Source organism: Ponticoccus sp. (in: a-proteobacteria), assembly GCF_048381735.1.
Map to the genome: position 1 here is coordinate 1 of NZ_JBLXGL010000011.1, position 23,785 is coordinate 23,785.

General features: G+C 68.2%; 25 protein-coding genes, 1 tRNA gene and 1 riboswitch. Of the genes, 4 read left to right on the plus strand and 22 right to left on the minus strand.

The genetic code is table 11. From position 1 onward, the window contains the following. Nucleotides 1-159 precede the first annotated feature (159 nt). Together ACN5KJ_RS16450 and ACN5KJ_RS16455 are read right to left on the minus strand one after the other, a co-directional pair. Nucleotides 160-1,155, minus strand: coding sequence for a hypothetical protein (locus ACN5KJ_RS16450; RefSeq protein ID WP_418595069.1), 996 nt, complete (start codon nt 1,153-1,155; stop codon nt 160-162). 16 nt (nt 1,156-1,171) lie between these two features. Further along, nucleotides 1,172-1,248 (minus strand) — tRNA-Arg (locus tag ACN5KJ_RS16455). Between the two features lie 270 nt (nt 1,249-1,518). On the opposite strand from ACN5KJ_RS16455, the gene ACN5KJ_RS16460 reads away from it, so the two are divergent. Beyond that, complete coding sequence (locus ACN5KJ_RS16460; protein WP_347166784.1) at nt 1,519-2,544, plus strand: LacI family DNA-binding transcriptional regulator; 1,026 nt, start codon at nt 1,519-1,521, stop codon at nt 2,542-2,544. A gap of 9 nt (nt 2,545-2,553) precedes the next feature. Continuing rightward, nucleotides 2,554-3,750 (plus strand): winged helix-turn-helix domain-containing protein, encoded by a 1,197-nt coding sequence (locus ACN5KJ_RS16465; RefSeq protein WP_418595183.1) that lies wholly within the window; start codon nt 2,554-2,556, stop codon nt 3,748-3,750. A gap of 94 nt (nt 3,751-3,844) precedes the next feature. Here ACN5KJ_RS16465 and ACN5KJ_RS16470 read toward each other — a convergent pair whose 3' ends face one another. From ACN5KJ_RS16470 to miaB, 12 genes are all read right to left on the minus strand, one after another. Next, nucleotides 3,845-4,462 (minus strand): d(CMP) kinase, encoded by a 618-nt coding sequence (locus ACN5KJ_RS16470; protein ID WP_347166783.1) that lies wholly within the window; start codon nt 4,460-4,462, stop codon nt 3,845-3,847. A gap of 91 nt (nt 4,463-4,553) precedes the next feature. Beyond that, a complete protein-coding gene (gene aroA, locus ACN5KJ_RS16475) occupies nt 4,554-5,912 on the minus strand; it encodes a 3-phosphoshikimate 1-carboxyvinyltransferase (RefSeq protein ID WP_418595070.1) in 1,359 nt (452 codons plus the stop codon). Nucleotides 5,913-6,221: 309 nt separating this feature from the next. Then, nucleotides 6,222-6,935, minus strand: coding sequence for a tRNA (guanine(46)-N(7))-methyltransferase TrmB (gene trmB / locus ACN5KJ_RS16480; RefSeq protein ID WP_418595071.1), 714 nt, complete (start codon nt 6,933-6,935; stop codon nt 6,222-6,224). A 257-nt stretch (nt 6,936-7,192) separates the two neighbouring features. Continuing rightward, a complete protein-coding gene (locus ACN5KJ_RS16485; protein ID WP_418595072.1) occupies nt 7,193-7,831 on the minus strand; it encodes a hypothetical protein in 639 nt (212 codons plus the stop codon). A 325-nt stretch (nt 7,832-8,156) separates the two neighbouring features. Then, on the minus strand, nt 8,157-9,335 hold the full coding sequence (metK, locus tag ACN5KJ_RS16490; RefSeq protein WP_418595073.1) for a methionine adenosyltransferase: 1,179 nt from the start codon (nt 9,333-9,335) through the stop codon (nt 8,157-8,159). A 7-nt stretch (nt 9,336-9,342) separates the two neighbouring features. Beyond that, a riboswitch (SAM-SAH riboswitch) is annotated at nt 9,343-9,391 on the minus strand. 37 nt (nt 9,392-9,428) lie between these two features. Further along, nucleotides 9,429-10,991: an apolipoprotein N-acyltransferase gene (gene lnt / locus ACN5KJ_RS16495; RefSeq protein ID WP_418595074.1), complete on the minus strand. Its 1,563-nt coding sequence runs from the start codon at nt 10,989-10,991 to the stop codon at nt 9,429-9,431. A gap of 16 nt (nt 10,992-11,007) precedes the next feature. After that, nucleotides 11,008-11,970, minus strand: coding sequence for a hemolysin family protein (locus tag ACN5KJ_RS16500; protein WP_418595184.1), 963 nt, complete (start codon nt 11,968-11,970; stop codon nt 11,008-11,010). A gap of 13 nt (nt 11,971-11,983) precedes the next feature. Continuing rightward, nucleotides 11,984-12,502 (minus strand): rRNA maturation RNase YbeY, encoded by a 519-nt coding sequence (gene ybeY / locus ACN5KJ_RS16505; protein WP_418595075.1) that lies wholly within the window; start codon nt 12,500-12,502, stop codon nt 11,984-11,986. 68 nt (nt 12,503-12,570) lie between these two features. Further along, on the minus strand, nt 12,571-13,548 hold the full coding sequence (locus ACN5KJ_RS16510; protein WP_418595076.1) for a PhoH family protein: 978 nt from the start codon (nt 13,546-13,548) through the stop codon (nt 12,571-12,573). A gap of 143 nt (nt 13,549-13,691) precedes the next feature. Continuing rightward, on the minus strand, nt 13,692-14,006 hold the full coding sequence (locus ACN5KJ_RS16515) for a hypothetical protein (RefSeq protein ID WP_347166777.1): 315 nt from the start codon (nt 14,004-14,006) through the stop codon (nt 13,692-13,694). Between the two features lie 11 nt (nt 14,007-14,017). Continuing rightward, the gene (locus tag ACN5KJ_RS16520) at nt 14,018-14,617 is read right to left on the minus strand and encodes an OmpA family protein (RefSeq protein ID WP_418595077.1); all 600 of its coding nucleotides are present in this window, start codon (nt 14,615-14,617) and stop codon (nt 14,018-14,020) included. A gap of 180 nt (nt 14,618-14,797) precedes the next feature. Further along, complete coding sequence (gene miaB, locus ACN5KJ_RS16525) at nt 14,798-16,147, minus strand: tRNA (N6-isopentenyl adenosine(37)-C2)-methylthiotransferase MiaB (protein WP_418595078.1); 1,350 nt, start codon at nt 16,145-16,147, stop codon at nt 14,798-14,800. Nucleotides 16,148-16,262: 115 nt separating this feature from the next. Here miaB and ACN5KJ_RS16530 point away from each other — a divergent pair, with 115 nt between their 5' ends. Next, nucleotides 16,263-17,132 (plus strand): hypothetical protein, encoded by an 870-nt coding sequence (locus ACN5KJ_RS16530; RefSeq protein ID WP_347166776.1) that lies wholly within the window; start codon nt 16,263-16,265, stop codon nt 17,130-17,132. A gap of 237 nt (nt 17,133-17,369) precedes the next feature. Here ACN5KJ_RS16530 and ACN5KJ_RS16535 read toward each other — a convergent pair whose 3' ends face one another. From ACN5KJ_RS16535 to ACN5KJ_RS16565, 7 genes are all read right to left on the minus strand, one after another. Next, nucleotides 17,370-17,975: a DedA family protein gene (locus ACN5KJ_RS16535; RefSeq protein WP_418595079.1), complete on the minus strand. Its 606-nt coding sequence runs from the start codon at nt 17,973-17,975 to the stop codon at nt 17,370-17,372. Then, nucleotides 17,972-18,316 carry a hypothetical protein gene (locus tag ACN5KJ_RS16540; protein WP_418595080.1) on the minus strand — a complete coding sequence of 115 codons (345 nt, stop codon included), beginning with the start codon at nt 18,314-18,316 and terminating at the stop codon, nt 17,972-17,974. The genes ACN5KJ_RS16535 and ACN5KJ_RS16540 overlap by 4 nt, the downstream gene beginning before the upstream one ends. A 158-nt stretch (nt 18,317-18,474) precedes the next feature. Beyond that, on the minus strand, nt 18,475-19,149 hold the full coding sequence (locus ACN5KJ_RS16545; RefSeq protein ID WP_418595081.1) for an FAD-binding oxidoreductase: 675 nt from the start codon (nt 19,147-19,149) through the stop codon (nt 18,475-18,477). A 52-nt stretch (nt 19,150-19,201) separates the two neighbouring features. Then, nucleotides 19,202-19,534 (minus strand): hypothetical protein, encoded by a 333-nt coding sequence (locus ACN5KJ_RS16550; protein WP_347166772.1) that lies wholly within the window; start codon nt 19,532-19,534, stop codon nt 19,202-19,204. Nucleotides 19,535-19,884: 350 nt separating this feature from the next. After that, nucleotides 19,885-20,673, minus strand: coding sequence for an enoyl-ACP reductase FabI (locus tag ACN5KJ_RS16555; protein WP_023849516.1), 789 nt, complete (start codon nt 20,671-20,673; stop codon nt 19,885-19,887). Nucleotides 20,674-20,688: 15 nt separating this feature from the next. After that, nucleotides 20,689-21,918: a beta-ketoacyl-ACP synthase I gene (gene fabB / locus ACN5KJ_RS16560; RefSeq protein WP_418595082.1), complete on the minus strand. Its 1,230-nt coding sequence runs from the start codon at nt 21,916-21,918 to the stop codon at nt 20,689-20,691. A 201-nt stretch (nt 21,919-22,119) separates the two neighbouring features. Beyond that, the gene (locus ACN5KJ_RS16565; RefSeq protein ID WP_206566133.1) at nt 22,120-22,353 is read right to left on the minus strand and encodes a hypothetical protein; all 234 of its coding nucleotides are present in this window, start codon (nt 22,351-22,353) and stop codon (nt 22,120-22,122) included. A gap of 97 nt (nt 22,354-22,450) precedes the next feature. Here ACN5KJ_RS16565 and ACN5KJ_RS16570 point away from each other — a divergent pair, with 97 nt between their 5' ends. Continuing rightward, nucleotides 22,451-23,062 carry a hypothetical protein gene (locus ACN5KJ_RS16570; protein ID WP_418595083.1) on the plus strand — a complete coding sequence of 204 codons (612 nt, stop codon included), beginning with the start codon at nt 22,451-22,453 and terminating at the stop codon, nt 23,060-23,062. 109 nt (nt 23,063-23,171) lie between these two features. Here ACN5KJ_RS16570 and fabA read toward each other — a convergent pair whose 3' ends face one another. After that, nucleotides 23,172-23,681, minus strand: a complete 510-nt coding sequence (gene fabA, locus ACN5KJ_RS16575; RefSeq protein WP_206566135.1) for a bifunctional 3-hydroxydecanoyl-ACP dehydratase/trans-2-decenoyl-ACP isomerase — start codon at nt 23,679-23,681, stop codon at nt 23,172-23,174. Between the last annotated feature and the right edge of the window lie 104 nt (nt 23,682-23,785).

The following is a 23,785-nucleotide window of genomic DNA, read 5'->3' on the forward strand; positions in this document are numbered from 1 at the left end:
GGGTGCATCGAAAGATCACACTCTCGGAAAGGCCCTCTTTGACGCCGCTTGCGCGCGTCTGGTTGGGGTTTGAAGGGGAGGCTTGCCGCCCCTCACAAGTCCCGCCGATGTAATCGGTGGGTAACCTTGCTCTCTGCTCTTTGTAGGGATCAGTTGCGTTCATGATCGAAGCCCCGCCGCTTCGATTTCAGCAGGGCTGACAAGCTTCGCGGCCAGCAACGCGGTTACTTGGCCGGGCGTGATATGGCGACACAGCGGATGGCGGTCCGTGACCCAATCGGCCAAGCCTTTCAGCAGTTCGGCTTCTTTGGCCTTGTCCGTTTCTCGCGCCTCCTCGACGTCGTGAAGGTATTTCAACCAACGGCCAGAGCTGAACCAATTGTCGGAGAAGCACACCTTGGATCGGGTGAATCCTTCGCTCTCGTTCGCATAGGCCCGCACAGCGTTCTCGAGGTCTTTGGCGTCCACTCCGTCGGCTAGCGCTTGGCGGATTTGCAAGATACAAACCGCTTTCCCGCGAACGCGATCCTCTGGATAGGCGAACAAAATCTTTTCAGAAATTTCATCCTCCACCGCCGCCTTCGCCTGCGAAGGATTTGGTTTTTGATATGGTTTATATCTGTTCCTATAGGATTTGCCCTCTGGGGCAGACGGCTTGCCCTCAGGGGCAAATGCATCATTTTCCTTTTTGGTCGGATCGATTTGCCCATTTGGGCAAATGGTGTTGCCCAAGGCATACCAACAAGTCCGGTCATAGCGATCATCGCTGAAATTACCCTTGATGATCAGCTCTGCATTGACCAGCTTTTCGAGCGCTGTTCGGATCTGTTTTTCGCTCAGATAGGGGAACAACTCACCGAAGGCCGAGATGGAGTTGTAGGTCCAGTAGCGACCGTCGCGCAAGTTGCGGCGATTGGCTTGGTTCTTCTCAATCCAGAAGGTGATGTTCTGGAAAATCACTGCCGCGTTCAGGCCAACACGTCCCGCGATTTCGGGATCAAAGCTATGGCGGCTCATGATTGGCCCCCGAAATACGCACAAACGTGCGAATTTTGTACAGGTTTTGTACGAGAAATCGGCCGTTTCAGCCGATTTTGCCGCGAAAGCTGGCGGGACTTTTGCAAGCTTCCGCACAACATCCTGTAAATAATCCATATTTTTCAGGTGCTTTTGGCGATCCCGGCAGGATTCGAACCTGCAACCTGCCCCTTAGGAGGGGGCTGCTCTATCCAGTTGAGCCACGGGACCGCGCGGGGGCGGTCTTAACCCGGATCGCCGCCGCTGTCATGCCCTGTTCTGCCAGCGCCCCATGCTGCGGCTCCGGCGCACCACCCAGGGCAACAAGTCGCCTGCCAGCCGCCCACCGCGGGCCGTGGCGAACCGGGCGGCGGGGCCTGCAATTGCCCCGCCGCTGTGTCCCGCCAGCCCGCGACCTTTTTCCCGACCGCCCCTTGTCATGCGTCTTGGCCTCCTTCTGGGGTTGGAGTAACCTCCGGACAAACAAGAGAGGTTCTGCCCTTGGCCAGCGACGATCCCCGCCCCCTTACCCTTCGCGATGTCTCCGAGGCTTCGGGTGTGTCCGAGATGACCGTAAGCCGCGTGCTGCGCAACCGTGGCGACGTCAGCCACGCCACCCGCGAGCGGGTGCTGGAAGCCGCCAAGACCCTTGGCTACGTGCCCAACAAGATCGCGGGCGCGCTGGCCAGCCAGCGGGTGAACCTTGTCGCGGTGATCATTCCCAGCCTGCGCAACATGGTCTTTCCCGAGGTCATGGCCGGCATCAGCGGCGTGCTGGAAAACACCGACCTGCAACCGGTCGTGGGCGTCACCGACTACATGCCCGAGAAGGAAGAGCGCGTCCTCTACGAGATGCTGTCGTGGCGGCCCTCGGGTGTGATCGTCGCGGGGCTGGAACACACAGAGGCCTCGATCGCCATGCTCAAGGCCTCGGGCATCCCGGTGGTCGAGATCATGGACACCGACGGCAAGCCCATCGACTGCGCCGTGGGCATCAGCCACCGCCGCGCCGGGCGCGAGATGGCCCGCGCGATCCTGAAACAGGGCTACCAGCGCATCGGCTTCCTGGGCACCAAGATGCCGCTGGACCACCGGGCGCGGAAGCGCTTCGAAGGCTTCACCGAGGCGCTGGCCAAGGAGGGCGTCGAGATCGTCACGCAAGAGTTCTATTCCGGCGGCTCGGCGCTGGCCAAGGGCCGCGAGATGACCCGCACCATGCTGGAGCGCGAGCCGGAGCTGGATTTCCTGTATTACTCCAATGACATGATCGCGGCGGGCGGCTTGATGGAACTGCTCGATCAGGGCATCGACATCCCCGGCCAGATCGGCATCGCGGGCTTCAACGGGGTCGAACTGCTGGACGGTCTGCCGCGTCGGGTCGCCACCATGGACGCCTGCCGGTCCGAGATCGGCACCAAGGCGGCCCAGGTCATCGCCGCGCGGGTCGAGAACCCCGAGGCCGAGATCGAGCGCATCATGGAACTGACGCCCCGGATCAGCTACGGCGACACGCTGAAGCGCCGCTAGCCGCCCGTGCTGCGGCTGCCAAACGACGCCGCGCGGCGGCTGTTCCTGCACCGCCACCTGCTGGCAGAGGCGCCCGCCGGTCCCGGCAAGGGCGCCGACCTGCACGGCCTGATCCAGCAGCTGGGCTTCGTCCAGCTGGACAGCGTGCGCACGGTCGAGCGCGCACATCACATGATCCTCTTCGCGCGGCGGCCCGCCTATCGCCCGCGCCACCTTGGCCCGTTGCTGGAACGCGACCGGCTGCTCTTCGAGCACTGGACCCATGACGCGGCGCTGATCCCCATGGCCTTCTACCCGCACTGGCGGCTGCGCTTCGCCCGCGACCGCGCGCGGCTTGAAAGCCGCTGGGAACGGCAGCGCCCGGCGGGGTTTTCCGAAGAGGTGGCGCAGGTCATGCAGCAGATCCGCGAGACCGGCGCCTGTTCCTCCTCGGACGTGGGCGAAGGTGAGGCTCGGTCAAAGGGCGGCTGGTGGGAATGGCACCCGTCGAAGACCGCGCTGGAATACCTATGGCGGTCCGGCGACCTTGCGGTCTGCCACCGCGCGGCCTTTCGCAAGAACTACGACCTGACAGAGCGGGTGATCCCCGCCGAGGCCCGCGACTGGCTGCCCACCAAGGCGGAAAGCATCGACTGGCTCTGCCGCGCGGCGCTGGACCGGCTGGGCTTCGCCACCTCGGGCGAGCTGGCGGCCTTCTGGGCCACGGTCACGCCCGCCGAGGCCAGGGACTGGGTCGAGGCGGCCCTGGCGCGTGGCGCGGTCGAACCGGTGGAGGTCATGGGGGTGGACGGCAAGCCGCGCCGCTCGGTGGCCTTCCCGGGCGTCGTAGAGGCGGCGCAGACGGCGCCGGAGCCCACCAAGCGGCTGCGCGTGCTCAGCCCCTTCGACCCGGCCCTGCGCGACCGCAACCGGGCGGAACGGCTGTTCGGCTTCCATTACCGGATCGAGATCTTCGTGCCCGCCGCGCAGCGCCGCTATGGCTATTACGTCTTCCCGCTGCTGGAAGGCGCACGCCTCGTGGGCCGCATCGACATGAGCGCCGACCGCACGACGGGGGCGCTGGTCGTCACCGCGCTCTGGCCAGAGCCCGGGCTGCGCTGGGGCGAGGGCCGCCAGTCACGGCTGGAGGCAGAGCTGGCGCGCGTGGCGCGCTTCGCAGGACTGGAAAGCGTGCGGTTCGAAGACGGCTGGCTGCGCACGGCCTGAGCGCCGGGGCGATACCGGGTCGATACCGAGCCGACGTCCGGGCCGCGCGCGGTCCTGCCAGGGCCGCGGCGGGTCGCAGACCCACCCTGCCCCGTCAGCCCGCCCGACCGCCGCGCTGTTCGACCGCGGCCACGGCCCGGGCCACCGCCGCCTCGATGCTCAGCGCCGTGGTGTCGATCTCCACCGCGTCCTCTGCCGCCCGCAGCGGCGCATCCGCGCGGCCCATGTCGCGCTCGTCCCGCGCCCGGACATCCGCCAGCACGGCGGCGAGGTCTGTCTCGACCCCCTTGGCCTGCAACTCGGCAAAGCGCCGCTCGGCGCGGATCTCGGGCGAGGCGGTGACGAAGAGCTTGGCCTCGGCCTCGGGGCAGATCACCGTACCGATGTCGCGCCCGTCCAGCACCGCGCCACCCGCGCGCCGCGCAAAGGCGCGCTGGAAATCCACCAGCGCCGCGCGCACCTCGGGGATCGCCGCCACCTTCGACGCCGCCTCTGCCACCGCGGGCAGGCGCAGCGCGTCGCTTTCAAGCCCGCCGGCCTGCAGGGCGCGGGCCGCCGCAATGGGCTCTTCGCCCTCCAGCAGGCGCGCGCCCACGGCCCGGTACAGAAGCCCGGTATCCAGATGCGCAAAACGGAAATGCGCCGCCAGCGCGCGGCTGATCGTGCCCTTGCCCGAGGCCGCCGGCCCGTCGATGGCGATGGTAAAGCTCATGCGTCCTGCTCTCCTGCTTTGTCCGGCGCGCGGCCCGGCCCCAGCATGCACCGCAGGCGCCGGGGCGCAAGGCCCCGGGCGCGGCCCCTGCTCAGGCGGTCTCGGTCGCGCCGCGCGTGATCCGCGCGCCGAGGCCGGTCATCAACCCCTCGAAGATCGGGAAGGAGGTCGCGATCGCGCCGCCGTCGTCCAGCGTCATCGGCGCCTTCGAGGCCATGCCCAGTACAAGGAAGGACATGGCGATGCGGTGGTCGAGATGGGTCTTCACCGTCGCGCCGCCCGGCACGGCACCCTGGCCGCAGCCATGCACCGTCCACCAGTCCTCGCCCTCGTCCACGGCCACGCCCGCCGCCCGCAGGCCCGTGGCCATGGCGTCGATGCGGTCGCTTTCCTTGACGCGCAATTCCTTGACGCCGGGCATATGGGTGATGCCCTCGGCGCAGGCCGCGACGACGGACAGCACCGGGTATTCGTCGATCATGCTGGCGGCGCGCTCGGGCGGCACCTCGATACCCTTGAGGTTCGGCGAGAACCGCGCGCGCAGGTCCGCCACCGGCTCGCCGCCCTCTTCGCGCATGTTCTCGAAGGTCAGGTCGGCGCCCATGTCCTGCAGGGTAAAGAACAGCCCTGCCCGCGTCGGGTTCAGCCCGATGTTGGGCACCAGCACGTCAGAGCCCTCGACGATCAGCGCCGCGCAGACCGGGAAGGCCGCCGACGAGGGATCGCGCGGCACGACGATGGTCTGCGGCTTCAGCTCGGGCCGCCCCACCAGAGTGATCACCCGCCCCTCGGGGGTGTCCTCGGTGGTCACGGCAGCCCCGAAGCCCGTCAGCATGCGCTCGGAATGGTCGCGGGTCGCCTCGCGTTCGATCACCACGGTCTCGCCGGGGGCGTTCAGCCCCGCCAGCAGCACCGCGCTCTTGACCTGCGCCGAGGGCATGGGCGTGGCATAGCGCACCGGCACCGGGCTGGTCGCGCCCAGGATGGTCATCGGCAGCCGCCCGCCCGAGCGCCCGTAGGCCCGCGCCCCGAACAGCGCCAGCGGGTCGGTCACCCGCGCCATGGGCCGCTTGTTCAGCGAGGCATCGCCGGTGAAGGTCGCGGCGATGGGCGAGGTCGCCATGGCGCCCATGATCAGCCGCACGCCGGTGCCCGCATTGCCGCAGTCGATCACATTATCGGGCTCGGAGAAACCACCGACACCCACGCCATGCACATGCCATGTCTCGCCACGCTTCTCGACCTCGGCGCCGAAGGCGCGCATGGCCTTGCCGGTGTCCAGCACGTCCTGCCCTTCCAGCAGCCCGGTGACCTTGGTCTCACCGACCGACAGCGCGCCAAGGATCAGCGAGCGGTGCGAGATCGACTTGTCGCCCGGCACATGTGCCTCGCCTTTCAGCGGGCCTCCGCGCTCGGAACTCATGGGGATGGGGGTGCCATGGGCAGACATGATAGCGCTCTCCTCGGGCCGGGTCGACGCGGTGATAGAGGAAGCCCCCGGGCCTGTCCATGCCCGGCCGCCGATGGCCGCGCAGAGGCCCCCGGCACAGGCCCCGCGACCGCCACCGACGCCCGCCCGAACCGCCACCTTCCCGCCACGCCCGCTGACGCCTGCCCGCCCCCCGCTTGTGCCCCATGGCCGCCGTCCGGCCACGCCAGCGCGTGCCGGCCGGCACCCCTGCTTCTTTGGTCTTCCAAATACCTCGGGGGGCCGCGCAGCGGCGGGGGCAGAGCCCCCTGCCCGCCCGGCCCACAGGCGCTACCGCCGCCGGAAGGTCAGGTAATGCGGCACCCGGCCCTCGCGCAGGGCCTTCTGCTCGTAGCGCGTCGACAGCCAGTCGCCCCAGGGCGCGCGCCAGTCGTCGGGCCGCTCCGCCAGCCAGTCGAAGCCCGCCTTCGGCACCTCGACCAGCGTCTGCCGCACGTAATCGGGAATGTCGGTGGCCACGCGGAACTCCGCCCCCGGCGCCAGCACCTCAGCCAGCGGGTCCAGGTGCTCGGGCGTCACAAAGCGCCGCCGGTGGTGCTTCTTCTTCGGCCAGGGGTCGGGGTACAGCAGGAAAGCCTTGGCGATCGATCCCCCCGGCAGCACGTCGAAGAGGTTGCGCGCATCGCCCGGGTAGACCGCGAGGTTGGTCACCCCCGCCGCCCGGATCTTGCCCAGAAGCATGGCGACGCCGTTGATGAAAGGCTCGCAGCCGATGATCGCCACATCCGGGTTCTGCGCCGCCTGGTGCACCAGGTGCTCGCCGCCGCCGAAACCGACCTCCAGCCAGACCGGACGGTCGCCGAAGCGCGCCTTCAGGTCCAGCGGCAGGCGCTCCGGGTTGACCTCCCAGTCCACCGCGCCGGGCGACAGGGCCGCGAGGTCCTCGTCGAGGTAGGTCTCTTGCGCGGGCCGCAGGGTCTTGCCCTTCACCCGCCCGTAGAAATTGCGCCACGGCGCGCCGGGATGCTTGTTCGATGTCGTCATGGCGCCCGCCCATAGCGCCAAGCCCCGCCCGCATCAAGCGCAACGGCGGCGCCGCGCGCGACCGAAGGGCCTTGCCGCCGCCGGTGCGGCCCGCGCCCCATGCGCAAAAGGCCCTTCCCCCCGGCAGGCAAGTGCTGCGGGAAAGGCTGTCCCCCGGCCCGCGCAGGGCGCAAATGGCCCCGTGACCACGCCCCGGTGCGCGCAGGGCCCTTCCCCGCGCGCGCAGGGCCCGCGCGCCGCATCCCTGCCGGTCCCGGCTAGTCCGTCAGCACACCGGCCTGCACCAGCTCCAGCCGCGTGGGAAACCATGTCGTGCTGCGCAGGCGCTTGGTCTCGATCGCGAAGTCCAGCGCCACGCCCCGCGACTGCATGAAGCCCATCTCCTTGAACAGCTCGGACTGGGTGTCCTCATAGACCCAGGAGGCGAAATCGAAGGGTGTCTCCCAGCCCTCTTCCCCGGCGTAGCTGTCGTAATAAGTCTTCATCGCGCCCGGCGCCCAGCTGCGCTGATGAAAGCCCAGCTTGCCGCCGCGCGCCAGTTCGCGCCGGGTGCCGCCAAGGAAGATCGTCACGCAGGAGGACGAACATTCGCCCTCCACCACGGTATCCAGTTCGAAATCGATCACCACGCGGGCCATTTCACTGCCCGCCCAAACGCTGCCGCCGGTGCTGTTCAGCCGCAGGCTTCGGATGCCCTCGGTGCCGCGCAGGATCTCGAGCAGGTCCTCCAGATCGCCGTTCTGGATCTCCCGGTCGCCCGGGTCGGAGGCGGCCTCGGTGTCGTAGATCAGGACCGGACCGTCGACGTGGAACTTGCCGCTTTCGGGCTGCCCGTCGGCCTCGGCCTGCGCCAGAAAGGGAACCGCGATACAGGTCAGGACGGTGCGGCACAGCATGGGGGCGATTCCTTGGGGGCAACGGGTCTCCGCATGAAAGCGCGCCAAGCGGTTCCGGGCAAGGGCGGCGTCGGTCCGCGCCAGCGAGCCGCCGCGCCCCGCCCCCGGGCCGCCGCCCGACCGCCGCCCGGGGAACCCGTGGCGCACCGCCATCATCCCGGCGCTGGCGCCCGGCAAGCCGGCCACGGCCACGGGCCGGCGGCCCCTCCCGTCATTTCCCCTTTCCGGCCATGCGGCCCCAGCCAGCCAGACAGACAGACCGGGTGACCAAAAAGAAAAGGCGCCCCCGGGGGGACGCCTTGGAAACTCTGGCCGGTGCGGGCGGTCAGACCGCCTTCTTCAGCGCCTCGGCAAGATCGGTGCGTTCCCAGGAAAAGCCGCCGTCCGCCTCAGGGGCGCGACCGAAGTGGCCGTAGGCCGCGGTGCGCTGGTAGATCGGGCGGTTGAGGTCCAGATGCGTGCGGATGCCGCGCGGCGTCAGGTCGATGACCTTGGGGATGGCCTGCTCGATCTGCTCTGCCGGGATCTCTCCGGTGCCGTGGGTCTCGACGTAGATCGACAGCGGCTTGGCCACGCCGATGGCATAGGACAGCTGCACCGTGCAGCGCGAGGCCATGCCCGCCGCCACCACGTTCTTGGCAAGATAGCGCGCTACATAGGCCGCCGAGCGGTCCACCTTGGTCGGATCCTTGCCCGAGAAGGCGCCGCCGCCATGCGGGGCCGCGCCGCCGTAGGTGTCGACGATGATCTTGCGACCGGTCAGGCCCGCGTCGCCGTCCGGCCCGCCGATGACGAACTTGCCGGTCGGGTTGACGTGCCAGACCGTCTCGGGCGTCACCCAGCCTTCGGGCAGGGTCTGCAGGATGTAGGGCTCCACCACCGCGCGCACGTCGGCGCTGGTCATGTCCGGGTCCATGTGCTGGGTCGAGAGCACGATCGAGGTCACGCCGACCGGCTTGCCGTCCTTGTATCGGACCGAGAGCTGCGACTTGGCATCGGGGCCGAGCACCGGCTCGGTGCCGTCCTTGCGCACCTCGGCGAGGCGGCGCAGGATCGCGTGGCTGTACTGGATCGGCGCCGGCATCAGCGCGTCGGTCTCGTCGGTGGCGTAGCCGAACATGATGCCCTGATCGCCTGCGCCCTCGTCGCCCTGCTGGCCGGTCACGCCCTGCGCGATATGCGCCGACTGCTCGTGCAGCAGGTTGGTCACCTCGCAGGTGGCGTGGTGGAACTTGTCCTGCTCGTAGCCGATGTCCTTGATGCAGGCGCGGGCGATGTCCTCGATGCGGCCCATGTACTCGGCCAGCTTGGCCTGGTCGGTCAGGCCGACCTCGCCGCCGATGACGACGCGGTTGGTGGTGGCGAAGGTCTCGCAGGCGACGCGCGCCAGCGGGTCTTCGGCCAGAAAGGCGTCGAGGACGGCATCCGAGATCCGGTCACAGACCTTGTCGGGATGCCCCTCCGAGACGGACTCGGACGTGAACGTGTAATTCTGCCGGGACATGGGAAAGCGCTCCATTCGGGTTTATCCGCCACGCCAGGAAGCCGTTGTGACGGTTTTGTATCCCACAGCCCCTACGCCCGGGCCGATGGGGGGTCAATGGGGTTTGCGGGCGCGCCCTTTCCAAGCGGTAAATACAGCGCACCCCGCGCCGAGGAGGATCAGCAGGAACACCGGCAGGTCGCCGGTCCGCGCATAGGGCGTCATCCGCAGCGGCGGCGGCAGCGGCGCATCGAGGAAACCCGCCTCGCCCAGCGGCAGCGAGGCCAGCACCCGCCCTGCCCCGTCGATCACCGCCGAAACGCCGGTATTGGCGGATCGCAGCATCGGCAGGCCCTGTTCGATGGCGCGGATGCGCGCCTGTGCAAGATGCTGATACGGCCCGGAAAACTGGCCGAACCAGGCGTCGTTGGTAAGCTGCATCAGCATCTCGGGCCGGGCGGGCGCGCGATGGACGTCCTGCGGAAAGACCGCCTCGTAGCAGATCAGCGGCAGCGCGCTGCCCAGCGGCCCCAGATCCAGCAGTTCCGGCCCCGGCCCGGCGCTGTAGCCGCCTTCGGCCCGCGCGGCCAGCCCGGCGATGTTCCAGCGCGCAAAGAGCCCGGCGGCAGGCATGTATTCGCCGAAGGGCACGAGGTGGTGCTTGTCGTAGACCTGCGCGAGGTCGCCCTCGGCGTCCATCAGCACAAGCGAGTTGTGCCAGCGGCCCATCTCTTCGCGCTGGATGCCCACGACGACCTGCGCCGCGCCTGCGACATGGCTGATCAGCCCCAGCGCATCGCCGGCGTTGTGCAGCAGCATCGGCAGCGCGGTTTCGGACCACAGGATCAGCGTGGGCGGCTCTTGCCCCTCGGCGGGGGGCGCCTCTGTGTATTCGACCTGGCGGTTGAAAAAGACCGGGACCATGTCCGGGTCCCACTTCTGGTCCTGCGGCGCATTGGGCTGGATCAGGCGCACCACCGGACGACCGTCGAGCGCCTGAAGCGGCGGCAGCAGGGCCCAGCCCACGGCCAGAAGCACCGCGCCCAGGGCCCCTCCGGCCAGCCCGGCACGCGCACGCGGCGCCGGTGGCAGGGCCTCGGCCAGAAGCGCCGCCAGAGCCAGCGTCAGCGCGGTCAGGCCATAGGGGCCGACAAGGGCGGCCCATTGCATGACCGGCGTCGGCAGCCAGAGATAACTGACATTGGCCCAGGGAAAGCCGGTCAGCACGTAGCCGCGCGCCAGTTCCGCCGCGGTCCAGGACAGGACCAGCGCCGCGGGCGCATAGCGGCGCGCCCGGGCGGCGCCCCAGAAGGCCAGCCCCCAGAACAGCGCCAGCCCACCCGCCAGACCGATCAGCCCGAAGGGCGCCATCCAGCCGGTTTCCGCCGCATCGACGAGGAAGGGCTCGACGATCCAGCCCATGGAGAAGCCGAAATACCCCAGCCCGAAGGCCCAGCCGGTGCCCGCCGCAAGACCGCCGCGAGGGCTGACCCGGAACAGCCAGAAGGCCGCCACCAGCCCGGCAAGCCCGCAGATCCAGAGATCGTAGGGGGCCTGTCCCAGCCCCATGACCACGCCCGCCGCCACGGCGAGCGGCAGGCGCATCCAGCGCGGCAGAGTGCTGCGCCGGTCCGGCGGCGGCGCCGGATCGGGGTGGCGGCGTCCGGCGCCTGGCATCGGCGCCCCGGCGCTGTCAGGCATGATCGCCGGTGCCGTCCGGCACGCCCTGCGCGCCGCCCTCTGCAGGGGCCTGCGCCGGACGCGGCACGGCGCCACGCCCTGTGCCCGGCAGGCGCACCCGCAGGCGCTTGATGCGGCGCGGATCGGCATCCACCACCTCGAAGTCGATGCCCTCGGGGTGACGCACGACTTCGCCGCGCGCGGGCACGCGGCCCGCCAGCATGAAGACGAGACCGCCCAGGGTGTCGATCTCTTCCTCGTCGATGTCGTCGTGTTCGGTCAGCCGCAGGCCGATCTCGCCCTCGAACTCGTCCAGCGGCGTGCGCGCCAGCGCGAGATAGCTGCCCGCCTTCTCGCGCGTGAAGTTGGCCTCGTCCTCGGTGTCGTGCTCGTCCTCGATCTGGCCGATGACCTGTTCGATCAGGTCCTCGATGGTCACCAGCCCGTCGACGCCGCCGTATTCGTCGATCACCAGAGCCATGTGCCGCCGCTCGGACTGCATCTTGGTCAGCAGCACCCCGATCGGCATCGAGGGCGGCACGTAGACCAGCGGGCGCAGCATCCGTTTCAGGTTGAACCGGTTGCCCGAGCCGTTGAAGCCATAGGCCAGCGCGAAGTCCTTCAGGTGGGCCATGCCGACCGGCGTGTCGAGCGTGCCGGAGTAGACCGGCAGCCGCGTCATGCCGCTTTCGCGGAAGACCTTCACGAGATCCTCCTTGGAAATCGTGTCGGGTACGGCCACGATTTCGACCTTGGGAATGGCCACATCCTCGACCCGCATCCGGCGGAGATTCATCATCCCGTGCAGGGTATTGCCCCCGCGTCCGGCATCGGCGTCGTCGCCGCCGCCATCGTCGGAGCCGCCGAGCCATCCCATGACCCGCCGGATCAGCCCCGGAGAGTCCTCTTCGTCAATTGTATATCCCGTCTGCTGCGCGCTCTGCGCCGCCGTAGACGAGCCTTCTGTATCGCCCATCAATCCGTTCCAGTCATAGGCCATCCGGCCCGTTATCCTCTGAATATGGGTCCGGCAGCCCGAGCTTGCCAAGTATGGCCGCCTCGAGCCCCTCCATAACCGTGGCATCCTCGTCACGGATATGGTCGTAACCCAGCAAATGTAACACCCCGTGAACGACAAGATGCGTCACATGAGCGGAAAAATTCTTGCCCGCGGCCTCTGCCTCGGCCGCGCAGGTCTCGAAGGCCAGGGCAATGTCGCCAAGGTGATGCGGGTCGTCCTCGGGGTCCGGCGGCGCCGGCGAAGCGCCGGGCGCCTCGGGCGCGAGATCCTGCGCGGGCCAGGACAGCACGTTGGTCGGGCGCGGCTTGCCGCGGAAATCGGCGTTGAGCGTGGCGATGCGGGCATCGTCGCAGGCCAGCACGGCGATCTCGAAATCCCCGGGATCGAGGCCGAGATGGGCCAGCGTGGCGCGCGCCGCCTCTTCGGCCAGCGCATCGAGGCCCGCAGTCTGCCAGCGGTCGTCCTCGATTATCGGATCGGTGAGCATGATGGTAACCGCCGGGGGCTCTGCCCCCGGACCCCCGAGAGTATTTGGACCAAGAAGAAACAGGGGCGTCAGGCGCCCTCTGCGTCCTTCTCATAGGCCTCGATGATGGCGGCGACCAGAGGGTGTCGCACCACGTCCTTCGAACTGAAGTAATTGAACGAGATGCCGGGGATGTGGTCGAGCAGCCGTTCCGCATCGGCCAGCCCCGAGGGCACGCCGCGCGGCAGGTCGATCTGGGTCCGGTCGCCGGTGATCACCATGCGCGAGCCCTCGCCCAGACGGGTGAGGAACATCTTCATCTGCATGGTCGTGGCGTTCTGCGCCTCGTCCAGCACCACGAAGGCATTCGACAACGTGCGCCCGCGCATGAAGGCCAGCGGCGCGATCTCGACGGTCTTTTCCTCGCGCATCTTCGCCAGCTGCTTGCCGGGCAGGAAGTCGTTCAGCGCATCCATCAAGGGCTGCATGTAGGGATCGACCTTTTCCTCCTGCGTGCCGGGCAGGAAGCCCAGACGTTCGCCCGCCTCGACGGCGGGGCGGCAGAGGATGATCTTGTCGACGGCGCCGGTGATCAGCATGTTCACCCCCACCGCCACCGCGAGGTAGGTCTTGCCGGTGCCCGCCGGGCCGATGCCGAAAGCCATCTCGTGCTGGTAGAGCGACCGGACATAGGCCTTCTGCGCGTCGGTGCGCGGCTCGATCAGCTTCTTGCGGGTCTTGATCTCGACCTTGCCGCCGGTGAACATCTCCAGCTGCTCGTCCGGGTCGGTATGATCCTCCGCCATGCGGAATTCGCGGTCGATGTCGCCATGGCCGACCGCCCGCCCCTGTTCCAGCCGCTGGTAGAGCGCCTGAAGCACCTGCGTGGCATCCGCCAGCGCCTCTTCGGACCCATGGATCGCCAGCTGGTTGCCGCGGCGCAGGATCTGCACGCCGGTCCGGGATTCGATATCGGTCAGGTTGCGGTCGAACTCTCCGCAAAGGTCGATCAGCAGTCTGTTGTCGGGGAATTCGAGAACGGTTTCGCTCAATATGCCCGTGGTCACGCACGTCTCCACACCTGGTTGTACAGATATGGTGCCAACCCCGGCGGCGGGACGCAAGACTTGAGGGCCGAATGTCACGGCTCTGAAACGAAAAACGACCGCGCGGGAGGCACCCGCGCGGCCGCGTCCTGGTGGCTATGCGCCTAGAGCGGGTCGCCGATGATGCTGGTCGAGCCCTGCTTGAAATCGCCGGTGGCGATGGTCGGCGGGGCAACACCCGAGCAGACCGGCTTGCCATATTTGTCGAGCCGGCCCGAGAGGTAGCCCTCGACGCCGTCGTCGATGATCCAGTGATCGCAGCCGTTGGGATCAACCCAGATGCCCGCGCGCATCTGCGACAGGTCATCGCGGTCGAAGGTGTTGCGGTCCTGACTCTTGTCGGGGCCGATCGGTGCGTCGACACAGCCCGCAAGGCTGCCGGCAAGGGCAAGGGCGAGGATCGGTTTGAGAATGGTCATGTCCTGGTTCCTCAGCGAATGCAGATGATTTCGACGCGACGGTTCTTGGCCATGCCCTGCGCGGTGGCATTCGAGGCCACCGGCATGCGCTCGCCGTAACCGCGGATGTCGGTCACGTTCTTGCCCAGGCCACGCGCGATGCTGGCCACCGAGACGGCGCGGTTGTAGCTCAGCTTCATGTTGTAGGCGTCCGAGGCCCGGCTGTCGGTGTGGCCGGCGATCACATAGGCGATGGCCGTGGCATTGGAAAAGAACTCGGCGAGACGCTGCTTGCCCTGCGGCGAGATCCTGTAGCTGTCGGTGGCGAAGAACTGGTCGGTGTTCAGCACGCCGCAGGTGTTCTGGCGGCGGCAGACCGGGATGCCCTTGCGATCGAGGTGGTTGTCCATGTAGCCCTCGACACCGTCGTCCATGACCCAGTGCTCGCAGCCGTCGGGATCGACCCAGATGCCCGGGATATACTGTTCGCCCCGGATCGTGCGGGTGTTCTGCGTCGAAATGAACGCGTCGTTCTGCGCCGTCTGGTCAGCGAAGGCCGGCGCCGTGGCCGACAGACCTGCAAGAGCGGCCAGAGCCATCGCTCCGATGGCCTTGGTGATGCGGTTTGCCACAGCCTCTTTCCCTTTACTCATGATTCCCCCAAGTGCACGGCTCCCGTTTGGCAGCGGGCCGCGCAAATTAACTATAATCAACACATTAGCAAATGTGCTTTGCCTGTGAAGGAAAAAGCAAGCGGCACCGTCACGGTTTCGGAAACAATTCCCGCAAGCGCGCGTGTTTGTTGTGGATATTTAAGATGATGGTTGCGAAACAATCGGTTCGCGCCGTTCCTGCGCCCCTGCCACAACCCCTTTCAAAGAGTTCGGCCCCGAGGAAACGATTCGGATTCGCGCCAGGTCCCCGGCGGCCAGAGCGTCGGTCTCGACATGCACGGCGTGCAGGTATTCCGACTTGCCGACCATCTGCCCGGGCAGCCGTCCGGGCTTTTCGAAAAGCACCTGAACCTCGCGTCCGACCATGGCGTCCTGCAGCGCGCGCTGCTGCGTCGTCAGCAGGGCCTGAAGCCGCTGCAGGCGGTCGTCCTTCTCGTCCTCGGGCACCTGCGGGCGCTCTGCGGCGGGGGTGCCGGGGCGCTCGGAATACTTGAAGGAGAAGGCGCTGCCATATTCCACCGCCTCGATCAGCGAGAGGGTATCGCGGAAGTCCTCTTCGGTCTCTTCCGGGAAGCCCACGATGAAATCGCCGGACATATGCAGGTCGGGCCGTACCGCGCGCAGCCGCTCGATCAGGCGCAGGTAGCTTTCTGCCGTGTGCTGCCGGTTCATCCGCTTCAGCACCCGGTCCGAGCCCGCCTGCACCGGCAGATGCAGGTAGGGCATCAGCTTCTCGCAGTCGCCATGGGCCGCGATCAGCGCCTCGTCCATGTCGTTGGGATGCGAGGTGGTGTAGCGGATGCGCGCCAGACCCTCGATCTTCTCCAGCGCGCGGATCAGCCCGGCCAGCCCGCCCTCGTGGCCGTGATAGGCGTTGACGTTCTGGCCCAGGAGGGTGATCTCGCGCACGCCGCGCTCGACCAGATCGCGCGCTTCGGCCACAACCCGGTCGGCCGGGCGCGAAACCTCGGCGCCGCGCGTGTAGGGCACCACGCAGAAGGCGCAGAACTTGTCGCAGCCCTCCTGCACGGTCAGGAAGGCCGCCGGCGCGCGCCGCGCCTTGGACCGGCCCTTGAGATGCGCGAACTTGTCCTCTTCGGGGAAATCCGTGTCGATGGCCTTGGCGCCGTTGTGGGTGCGCGCGGTCAGCTCGGGCAGGCGGTGGTAGCTCTGCGGCCCGACGACCAGATCGACCATGGGCTGACGCTTCATGATCTCCTCACCCTCGGCCTGCGCCACGCAGCCCGCCACGCCGATCTTCAGATCCGGACGCGCCGCCTTCAGCCCCTTGTAGCGGCCCAGCTCGGAATAGACCTTCTCCGCCGCCTTCTCGCGGATGTGGCAGGTGTTCAGCAGGATCATGTCCGCGTCGTCAGGGCGGTCGGTGACCTCGTAGCCCTCGCCGCCCATGGCCTCGGCCATGCGCTCGCTGTCGTAGACGTTCATCTGGCAGCCGTAGGTCTTGATGAAGAGCTTCTTCGCGGTCATCGCCTGCTTCCTTCCGGTCACGGATCAGGGGCCTGCACTACAGCACAATCCCCCCGGCTTGCAATGCGCGAGATTTTCACCGAGTCTGCAGCGGACCGCCCGCAAGAAGGCTTCCATGCAGTACCGCGACCTCAAGGACTTCCTGAACCGCGCCCGCGCCGCGCTGCAGACCGGGCCGGTGGCGCTTGTCTTCGCCGAAGACGCGGCAGAGCTGGACACCACGCTCCGGCACCACCGCCATTCGGGCTTCCGCACGGTGCTGCTGTTCTCGCCGCCCCGCTTCGAGATCGCCGCGGACCTGCAGGACAAGGTCCACCGCATCGACACCGACATGACCGCCGAAGGCGTGCTGCAGGCGGCGGTAAACACCCTGATCGCCGCCGCCCCGGGCCAGTGGTTCTACTACTGCTACAACGCCGAATACCTCTTCTACCCCTATTGCGAAACGCGCACGGTGGGCGAGATGCTCGCTTTCCACACCGAGGAACGGCGCGACGCGATGCTGACCTATGTGGTCGACCTCTACGCCGGGGACCTCGCCCGCGCGCCCGGCGCCGTCTCGCTCGACGACGCATGGCTCGACCGCTCGGGCTACTACGCGCTGGCACGGCCCGACCCGGCCAACCACAACCACCCGAAAGAGCGGCAACTCGACTTCTTCGGCGGGCTGCGCTGGCGCCACGAGGAACACGTGCCGCTGGCCCGCCGCAAGATCGACCGCATCAGCCTGTTCCGCGCCAGACCCGGGCTGCACCTGCGCGAGGATCACACCTTCGACGACGAGGAATACAACACCTACGCCTGCCCCTGGCACAACAACCTGACCGCGGCGGTGGCCTCCTTCCGCACCGCCAAGGCGCTGAAGCACAATCCCGGCAGCAGCCATGACATCCGCAGCTTCCGCTGGCACAATTCCATGCCCTTCGAATGGCACTCCCGCCAGCTTCTAGACCTCGGCCTGATGGAGCCGGGCCAGTGGTTCTGACCGCCTGACCCGCCGCTGCGCGGTGTCGCCCGCCTGACGGCGGACGACCGGTGGGGGCTCTGCCCCCGCTCGCTGCGCTCGCCCCCCCGAGGTATTTGAAAGACCAAAGAAGCCACGGGCCCCCTGCTTCTTTGGTCTCGAAAATACCTCGGGGTTCGGGGCAGAGCCCCGACGGGAGTCCGAGGGTGAAACCCTCGGGCGTGAGAGCGCGCCGAAGGCGCTCCGCGAGAGAGGGTGCTACTCCGCGGCGGCCCGCTCCGCCGCGCGGCGCCGGAACAGCAGCCAGCCAAGGAAGGCCGCGACGACACCCCCCGCGACCAGCCCCCCGAACTCCTGCGCCAGCTCGGCGATCTCGGCAATCTCGGCGGAAAAGAAATAGCCCAGAGAGACATACATCCCGACCCAGATCACCTCGCCGCTCACGCTGCCCAGCGTGAACTTGGCCCAGGCCAGCCCCCCGGCCCCGGCGATCAGGTTGGCATAGGGCCCCAGCGGCGCCACCAGCCAGCGCGACAGGAAGACCGCGATGGCCCCCCAGCGCGCCACCGCATCCTGCGCGCGACCCACGCTGCGCCCGATCTTGGGCCGGGCGCGCAGCCGCGCCACCAGCCCCGAACCACCCCGGCGTCCGATGAAGTATCCCACCTGATCCCCCAGCAGGGCCCCAAGGTAGGCGGTGACGCAGATCGCCGTCAGGCTCATGTCGCCCGCGGCCGCAAAGGCCCCGCCCGCCAGCATCAGGAAGGTCGAGGGCACCGGCGCCGCAAGGCAGGAGGTGAAGGTCGCGATGGCAATCGCCCAAAGCCCGTAATCGGCCAGAAGCTGCACCACATCCGGGCTCATCGCTGCGCCTCCCGGTAGGTCGAGATGGCGGCGTCGAGCGTGCGCATCAGCTCTTCGACGGGCACGCCGCGCAGCGCCGCGACCTCGCGCAGGGTCATGCGCCGGGGCGGCGCATCGGGCGACAGCCCCAGCGCCGCGCCGATGACCTCGGGCGGCACGCGCCGCGTATGCGCCACGTAGCGCGGCGTCATCCAGGGCTCCAGATCCTGCCGGTTGCGCGCCTGATCCCAGTGAAAGGCCGTCTGGCCAAGCTGGAAGGCGAAATACAGCGTGACGACAAGGGCCACGCCGAAACCGGCCTTCAAGAGCCTGCGCAGTCTGTCGCGGTTCGCCTCGGTCATCCGCAAGGCCCTTACAGGCCAAGGCGCCCCGACGCCAGAGGGACGGGGGCGCTTTTCGCATCACCGCAGGACGGCCCCTCCCGCGCGGGCGGGCACCCCGGGGGCGCGCCCCCCCTTCCCCGCCCCCCGGCCCGCGCCTCGAAAGGCGCGCGGGACGGTCAGCCGAAATCCTCGGTCACGATCCGGGCCCGGGGCATGCCGACCGCAGCCAGCGCCTTTTGCATGGCACCGATCATCGGGTCGGGTCCGCAGATGTAGCAGGTGTCCCGCCCCGGCACGACAAGCGTCGACAGAAGCTCTGCATCGATCCGGCCCCGGGCCAGCGGGCTGCCCGGCTGGTCGGTCACGGTCCAGTAGCAGTTCAGCCCGGGCATGGCCTCGAACTCCTGCCGCAGGATGATGTCGCGGTCCGTCCTGTTCGAGAAGACCAGCGTATTGCCCTGCAGGGTGCCCGTCCTGGCCAGCTTGTTGCGCAGGATGGCAATGAAGGGCGTCACCCCGGCGCCGCCCGCGATGAAGACCCCCTCGCCCCTGTCCTCGATCGCGCCCCAGGGGCCCCCGATCAGCGCCGTGTCGCCGGGCGCCATCTGGCCGATCCGTTTCGTCACCCCGTCGTGGTCGGGATAGGATTTGATCGTGAATTCAAGATGATCGTCGCCCGGCAGGCTGGTGAAGGTGAAGGGCCGCCGTTCGTCGCGCCAACCGTCCCGGTCCAGCGCGAAATCCGTGGCCTGCCCGGGGGTGAAGTCGAACCCCTCGGGCTTTTCGAAGGTCAGCCGGTGGGTGTCATGTGTCACCGGCTCCGTGCTCTTCAGGGTGATCCTGATTGTCATGGGATCCTCTTTGCCGTTCACCAAGGAACGACACAGGCCCCCCGGCGGTTCCTCAGACCTCCTTCGAGGCGCGCGACCCGTAGGTGCACAGCACCGCGTGCCCGTCCGTGGCGCGGACCAGCCGGTTGTCGCGGAAGATCGCGTGCACGAACCGCTCTTGCCCGTCGCCGGCGTAGACGAAACTGACGCAGGATTCGTCGAAATCCGCCGGATTGCGCTCGAACCCGCGCTCCAGCCCAAGCTGCGCCTCGATATCGGCCTGTGTCGCACCGATGGCCAGCCGCTCCGCCACACCGTCGTTCCCCGGCGCCTCGGCGCGCGGGCCGCCGCCCCCGGCACAGGCGGCAAGAAGGCAAAGAGGGACAAGGGCGACAACTGGTTTCATGAGACAACTCCACTTTGGCAGGCGAAGGCTAGCACGCGGCTTTCGCAACGGAAACCGCCCTGCTCCTCGCTGCCCGGCAACCAGGTTTCGCCGCCCGCCCGGTACTGCGCCAAGCCCCGCGCCGCCCGATCCGGCCCCCGCGGTGCCGCGATCAACGCCCCCCAGATCCGCGGCCCCGCACCGGCCTTCAGGCGCACCGGACCAGCGCAGCCACAGCCGCCGCACGGGGCGTCGCGCCCCGCGTCAGGCCCTGCCCGCCAAACCATGACAGGAAAAGGCCCGGCTCCTTTCGGGGCCGGGCCTGTGACATCAAGGCGGGCTCAGGGCGCGCGCCGGGCCGTCCCGCGCGTTCAGAGGTGATCGTATTGCGGCATGCCCAGCACGTGATAGCCGCCGTCGACGCGGATGATCTCTCCGGTCGTGCAGGCGCCTGCGTCCGAGATCAGGTAGACCGCCGTGCCGCCCACCGCCTCCAGCGTGGCGTTCGCGCCCAGCGGCGCGTTCATGTCGGTGTGCTTGTAGGTCTTGCGCGCGCCGCCGATGGCCGCACCGGCCAGCGTCTTCATCGGCCCCGGCGAGATCGCATTCACCCGGATCCCGTCCGTCCCGAGGTCGTTGGCCAGATAGCGCGTGGTCGATTCCAGCGCCGCCTTGGCGACCCCCATGACGTTGTAGTTCGGCGTCACCCGGGTCGAGCCCATGTAGGTCAGCGTCAGCAGCGTGCCGCCCGCCGTCATCAGCGGATGCGCCCGCCGCGCCACGTCGATGAAGGAATAGACCGAGATGTCCATGGAGTTGCGGAAGTTCCCGCGCGAGGTGTTCAGGATCCGCCCCGTCAGTTCGGACTTGTCGCTGTAGGCGATGGCATGGACAACGAAGTCCAGCCGGTCCCAGCGCGCGCCCAGCTTCTCAAAGGCGGCATCCAGCGAGGCATCGTCGGTGACATCCACATCGACCATAAAATCCGACCCGACAGAGGCCGCCAGCGGCTCCAGCCGCTTGCCGAAGGCCTCGCCCTGATAGGTAAAGGCCAGCTCGGCCCCCGCCTCGGCGCAGGCCTTCGCAATGCCCCAGGCGATCGACCGCTCGTTCGCCACACCCATGACAAGCCCGCGCTTGCCCTCCAAGGAAATCGTCATCTCAAACGCCCCGCGTCAGTCCCGGAATTTCGACAGCACCATCGACCCGTTCGTCCCGCCGAACCCGAAAGAGTTCGTCATGACCGAATCGAGCCCGGCATTCTCGACCAGCGCGGTGGCGATCTCTGCCCGCTTCAGGGCCGGGTCCAGCGTTTCCACGTTGATCGAGGGGATGATGAAATCATGCTCCAGCGCCAGCAGGCAATAGATCGCCTCCTGCGCGCCGGTGGCGCCCTGGCTGTGGCCGGTCATCGACTTGGTCGAAGAGACCGGCGGCGTGTCGCCCGCGCCGAAGACCCGGCGCACCGCCTCGATCTCGCCGACGTCGCCCACCGGGGTCGAGGTGCCATGCGCGTTGATATAGCTGACCTTGCGACCTTCGGGCAGGGTCGACAGCGCCAGCCGCATGGCGCGCTCGCCGCCCTCTCCGCTCGGCGCCACCATGTCGGCGCCGTCCGAGGTTGCGCCAAGGCCGGTGACCTCTGCGTAGATCTTCGCACCGCGCGCGCGGGCGTGCTCCAGCTCTTCCAGCACGACGATGCCGCCGCCGCCGGAGATCACGAAGCCGTCCCGGCCCGCATCGAAGGCGCGCGAGGCCTTCTCGGGCGTGTCGTTGTACTTCGAGGACATGGCGCCCATGGCGTCGAAGAGGCAGGACAGGGTCCAGTCCAGTTCCTCGCCGCCGCCCGCGAACATCACGTCCTGCTTGCCCAGCATGATCTGTTCCGCCGCGTTGCCGATGCAATGCAGCGAGGTCGAGCAGGCCGAGGTGATCGAGTAGTTGATGCCCTTGATCTTGAAGGCGGTCGAGAGGTTGGCGCTGATCGTCGAGCACATGGCCTTGGGCACCGCGAAGGGGCCGACCCGCTTGGTCGCGCCGGTCTTCAGCACCGTCTCATGCGCGGTCAGCAGCGCGCTTGTCGACGGCCCGCCAGAGCCCGCCACCAGCCCGGTGCGCGGGTTCACGATGTCGCTCTCGTCCAGCCCTGCATCGGCGATGGCCTGTTGCATGGCGATATGGGCATAGGCCGCCCCCGGCCCCATGAAGCGCAGGGTACGCTTGTCGACATGTTCGGTCACGTCGATCTTCAGCTGGCCGGAAATCTGGCTGCGGAATCCGTGCTCCTTCATCTCTTCGGATGCGGATATCCCGGACTTTCCGGCCTTCAGAGAGGCCAGTACCTCTTCGGCATTGTTCCCGATGCTGGACACGATCCCCAGCCCGGTGACGACGACACGGCGCATACGGCCTCCCTTGCATTTGCTTGCGCCTTACTAAGGGACGCGGGCCGGGTGGCGCAAGGCGGGAAGGGGCGGACCGACACGCTTATCCCCCGCATGGCGGCCCGATTCGTCGCTTCGGCGGCGGGAAATGCGCAGCCCCTGCCCCCGGGGGACGCCGGGCCTTTGCCGTCCAAGGACCACCCGGCCCGCCGGTCCCGGACCTCAATGCAGGCTCAGCAGGACCTGGATGTCGCGACGGCTGAGCGGCGCCAGCAGCGCCCGCTCCTCGGCGTTCAGGCCCTCGCCGCGCGCCACCCTCTGCTCGATCCCCTGCGCCACCTCGCTTGTCGAACGATAGTAGAACTCGGGGTCCGAGGCGCTGAGGTCGCGCATCAGGCGCTCCAGCAGCCGCTTGCGCTTCTCCGCATCCAGATCGCTTCGCTTGTCCTGCAGCACGGGCTTGACCTCCGGTTCGCACGGCCTCTCTTCCCTGCACAAGATAGCGGCGAACGCGCCGCCGTCGACCGCCCCGAGACATTGGAGAGGCCCGCCCGTGTTCCGCCGCCTGACGCGCTGGATGTCACCGCCCCAGAAACCGGCCCGCCACCCGCCCGACCCCGAGGCCGAAGAGGCCCTCGCGGCGGTTCTGGACCGCGATCCCTACCTCTGCCTCGCGGATCGGGGCCTGCGGCTGGTCTCTGTCTTCGACGACCTGCGCTACGACCGCGCCGACATGGACATGCTGAACGGCCCGATGCGCAGGCGACTCGTCGCCGCGCTGGCCCCGCTGGGCGTCCGGCAAGGCAGCGGGTCGCGCCTGGGCTGTCCGGTCACGGGCCTGCGCCTGCATATGCCGAAGTTCCGCGCCCTCGGCGCCTCGCCTTTCGACGCGCTGCGCGATACGGTCCGCGCCCCCACGGACTACGCCGTGCTGACCCCCACGCAGGCCGCCTGCGCGATCATCGACGGCCATTCCACCGACGCGGCCGTGGCGCGCCTGGAGCGGCTGGTCCGACAGCACCCGGTCAACCTGCTGCGGATCTTCGACTTTCTCGACGGAAGCCCGGCGCACCAGGCCTTCCGCCCTGCCATCGGCCACCTTGTCCCGATCCAGCGAGAGGCGGTGCGCAGGGCGCCCCTGAAGGATCGCCGCGCCCTGCGCTGACGCCCTTGACAGAGGCGGTCGCGAAAACCCGCCCGGCGCCGCCATGAAAAAGGCCGGCGCCCAAGGCACCGGCCCGCAACAGTCCGCCCCGGTCGAGGCCGGGCAGCCCTCAGTTCTCGCTGAGCGCCACCTTCATGTCCTTGACCTCGTAGATCACCTCGCCATCGGCCTCGACGATGCCATCGGCCACACCCATGGTCAGCCGGCGCGTCTGCACCGCCTTGGTGAAATCCACCTTGTAGGTCAGCATCTTGCGGTCGGGCCGCACCATGCCCTTCAGCTTCACCTCGCCGACACCCAGCGCATAGCCGCGCCCCGTCCAGCCACGCCAGCCCAGGTTGAAACCGGTCAGCTGCCACAGCCCGTCAAGGCCAAGACAGCCCGGCATGATCGGGTTGCCGGGAAAGTGACACTCGAAGAACCACAGGTCCGGCGTGATGTCGAACTCGGCCCGCACATGGCCCTTGCCGTGCAGCCCCGCGTCGCCGGAAATCTCGGTGATCCGGTCCATCATCAGCATCGGAGGCTCGGGCAGCTGGGCATTGCCCGGCCCGAAAAGCTCGCCGCGTGCACATTTCAGAAGGTCTTCCTTGCCGAAGCTGGTCGGATAGTCGGCCATGTCGGCACGCCCCTTTTGCTGGTCTCCCGTGACCGGGAAAAATCCGGCCCCCTCTAGCACCGGGTTGCGGCGCGGCGCAAGGGTGCGGGCGGTCCCGGCGAAAT

Bases quoted from the DNA above. Each gene is read 5' to 3' on its own strand.
- ACN5KJ_RS16530 (WP_347166776.1), top strand. From the start codon at position 16,263: ATGCAGTACCGCGACCTCAAGGACTTCCTGAACCGCGCCCGCGCCGCG.
- trmB (WP_418595071.1), bottom strand. From the start codon at position 6,935: ATGACGACATCGAACAAGCATCCCGGCGCGCCGTGGCGCAATTTCTAC.
- ACN5KJ_RS16470 (WP_347166783.1), bottom strand. From the start codon at position 4,462: ATGAGCTTTACCATCGCCATCGACGGGCCGGCGGCCTCGGGCAAGGGC.
- ACN5KJ_RS16555 (WP_023849516.1), bottom strand. From the start codon at position 20,673: ATGACGATTTCCTTGGAGGGCAAGCGCGGGCTTGTCATGGGTGTGGCG.
- ybeY (WP_418595075.1), bottom strand. From the start codon at position 12,502: ATGCTCACCGATCCGATAATCGAGGACGACCGCTGGCAGACTGCGGGC.
- ACN5KJ_RS16540 (WP_418595080.1), bottom strand. From the start codon at position 18,316: ATGACCGAGGCGAACCGCGACAGACTGCGCAGGCTCTTGAAGGCCGGT.
- ACN5KJ_RS16485 (WP_418595072.1), bottom strand. From the start codon at position 7,831: ATGCTGTGCCGCACCGTCCTGACCTGTATCGCGGTTCCCTTTCTGGCG.
- ACN5KJ_RS16535 (WP_418595079.1), bottom strand. From the start codon at position 17,975: ATGAGCCCGGATGTGGTGCAGCTTCTGGCCGATTACGGGCTTTGGGCG.
- metK (WP_418595073.1), bottom strand. From the start codon at position 9,335: ATGTCCCGGCAGAATTACACGTTCACGTCCGAGTCCGTCTCGGAGGGG.
- ACN5KJ_RS16515 (WP_347166777.1), bottom strand. From the start codon at position 14,006: ATGACCATTCTCAAACCGATCCTCGCCCTTGCCCTTGCCGGCAGCCTT.
- miaB (WP_418595078.1), bottom strand. From the start codon at position 16,147: ATGACCGCGAAGAAGCTCTTCATCAAGACCTACGGCTGCCAGATGAAC.
- lnt (WP_418595074.1), bottom strand. From the start codon at position 10,991: ATGCCAGGCGCCGGACGCCGCCACCCCGATCCGGCGCCGCCGCCGGAC.
- ACN5KJ_RS16545 (WP_418595081.1), bottom strand. From the start codon at position 19,149: ATGACAATCAGGATCACCCTGAAGAGCACGGAGCCGGTGACACATGAC.
- ACN5KJ_RS16550 (WP_347166772.1), bottom strand. From the start codon at position 19,534: ATGAAACCAGTTGTCGCCCTTGTCCCTCTTTGCCTTCTTGCCGCCTGT.
- fabB (WP_418595082.1), bottom strand. From the start codon at position 21,918: ATGCGCCGTGTCGTCGTCACCGGGCTGGGGATCGTGTCCAGCATCGGG.
- aroA (WP_418595070.1), bottom strand. From the start codon at position 5,912: ATGTCTGCCCATGGCACCCCCATCCCCATGAGTTCCGAGCGCGGAGGC.
- ACN5KJ_RS16450 (WP_418595069.1), bottom strand. From the start codon at position 1,155: ATGGATTATTTACAGGATGTTGTGCGGAAGCTTGCAAAAGTCCCGCCA.
- fabA (WP_206566135.1), bottom strand. From the start codon at position 23,681: ATGGCCGACTATCCGACCAGCTTCGGCAAGGAAGACCTTCTGAAATGT.
- ACN5KJ_RS16500 (WP_418595184.1), bottom strand. From the start codon at position 11,970: ATGGGCGATACAGAAGGCTCGTCTACGGCGGCGCAGAGCGCGCAGCAG.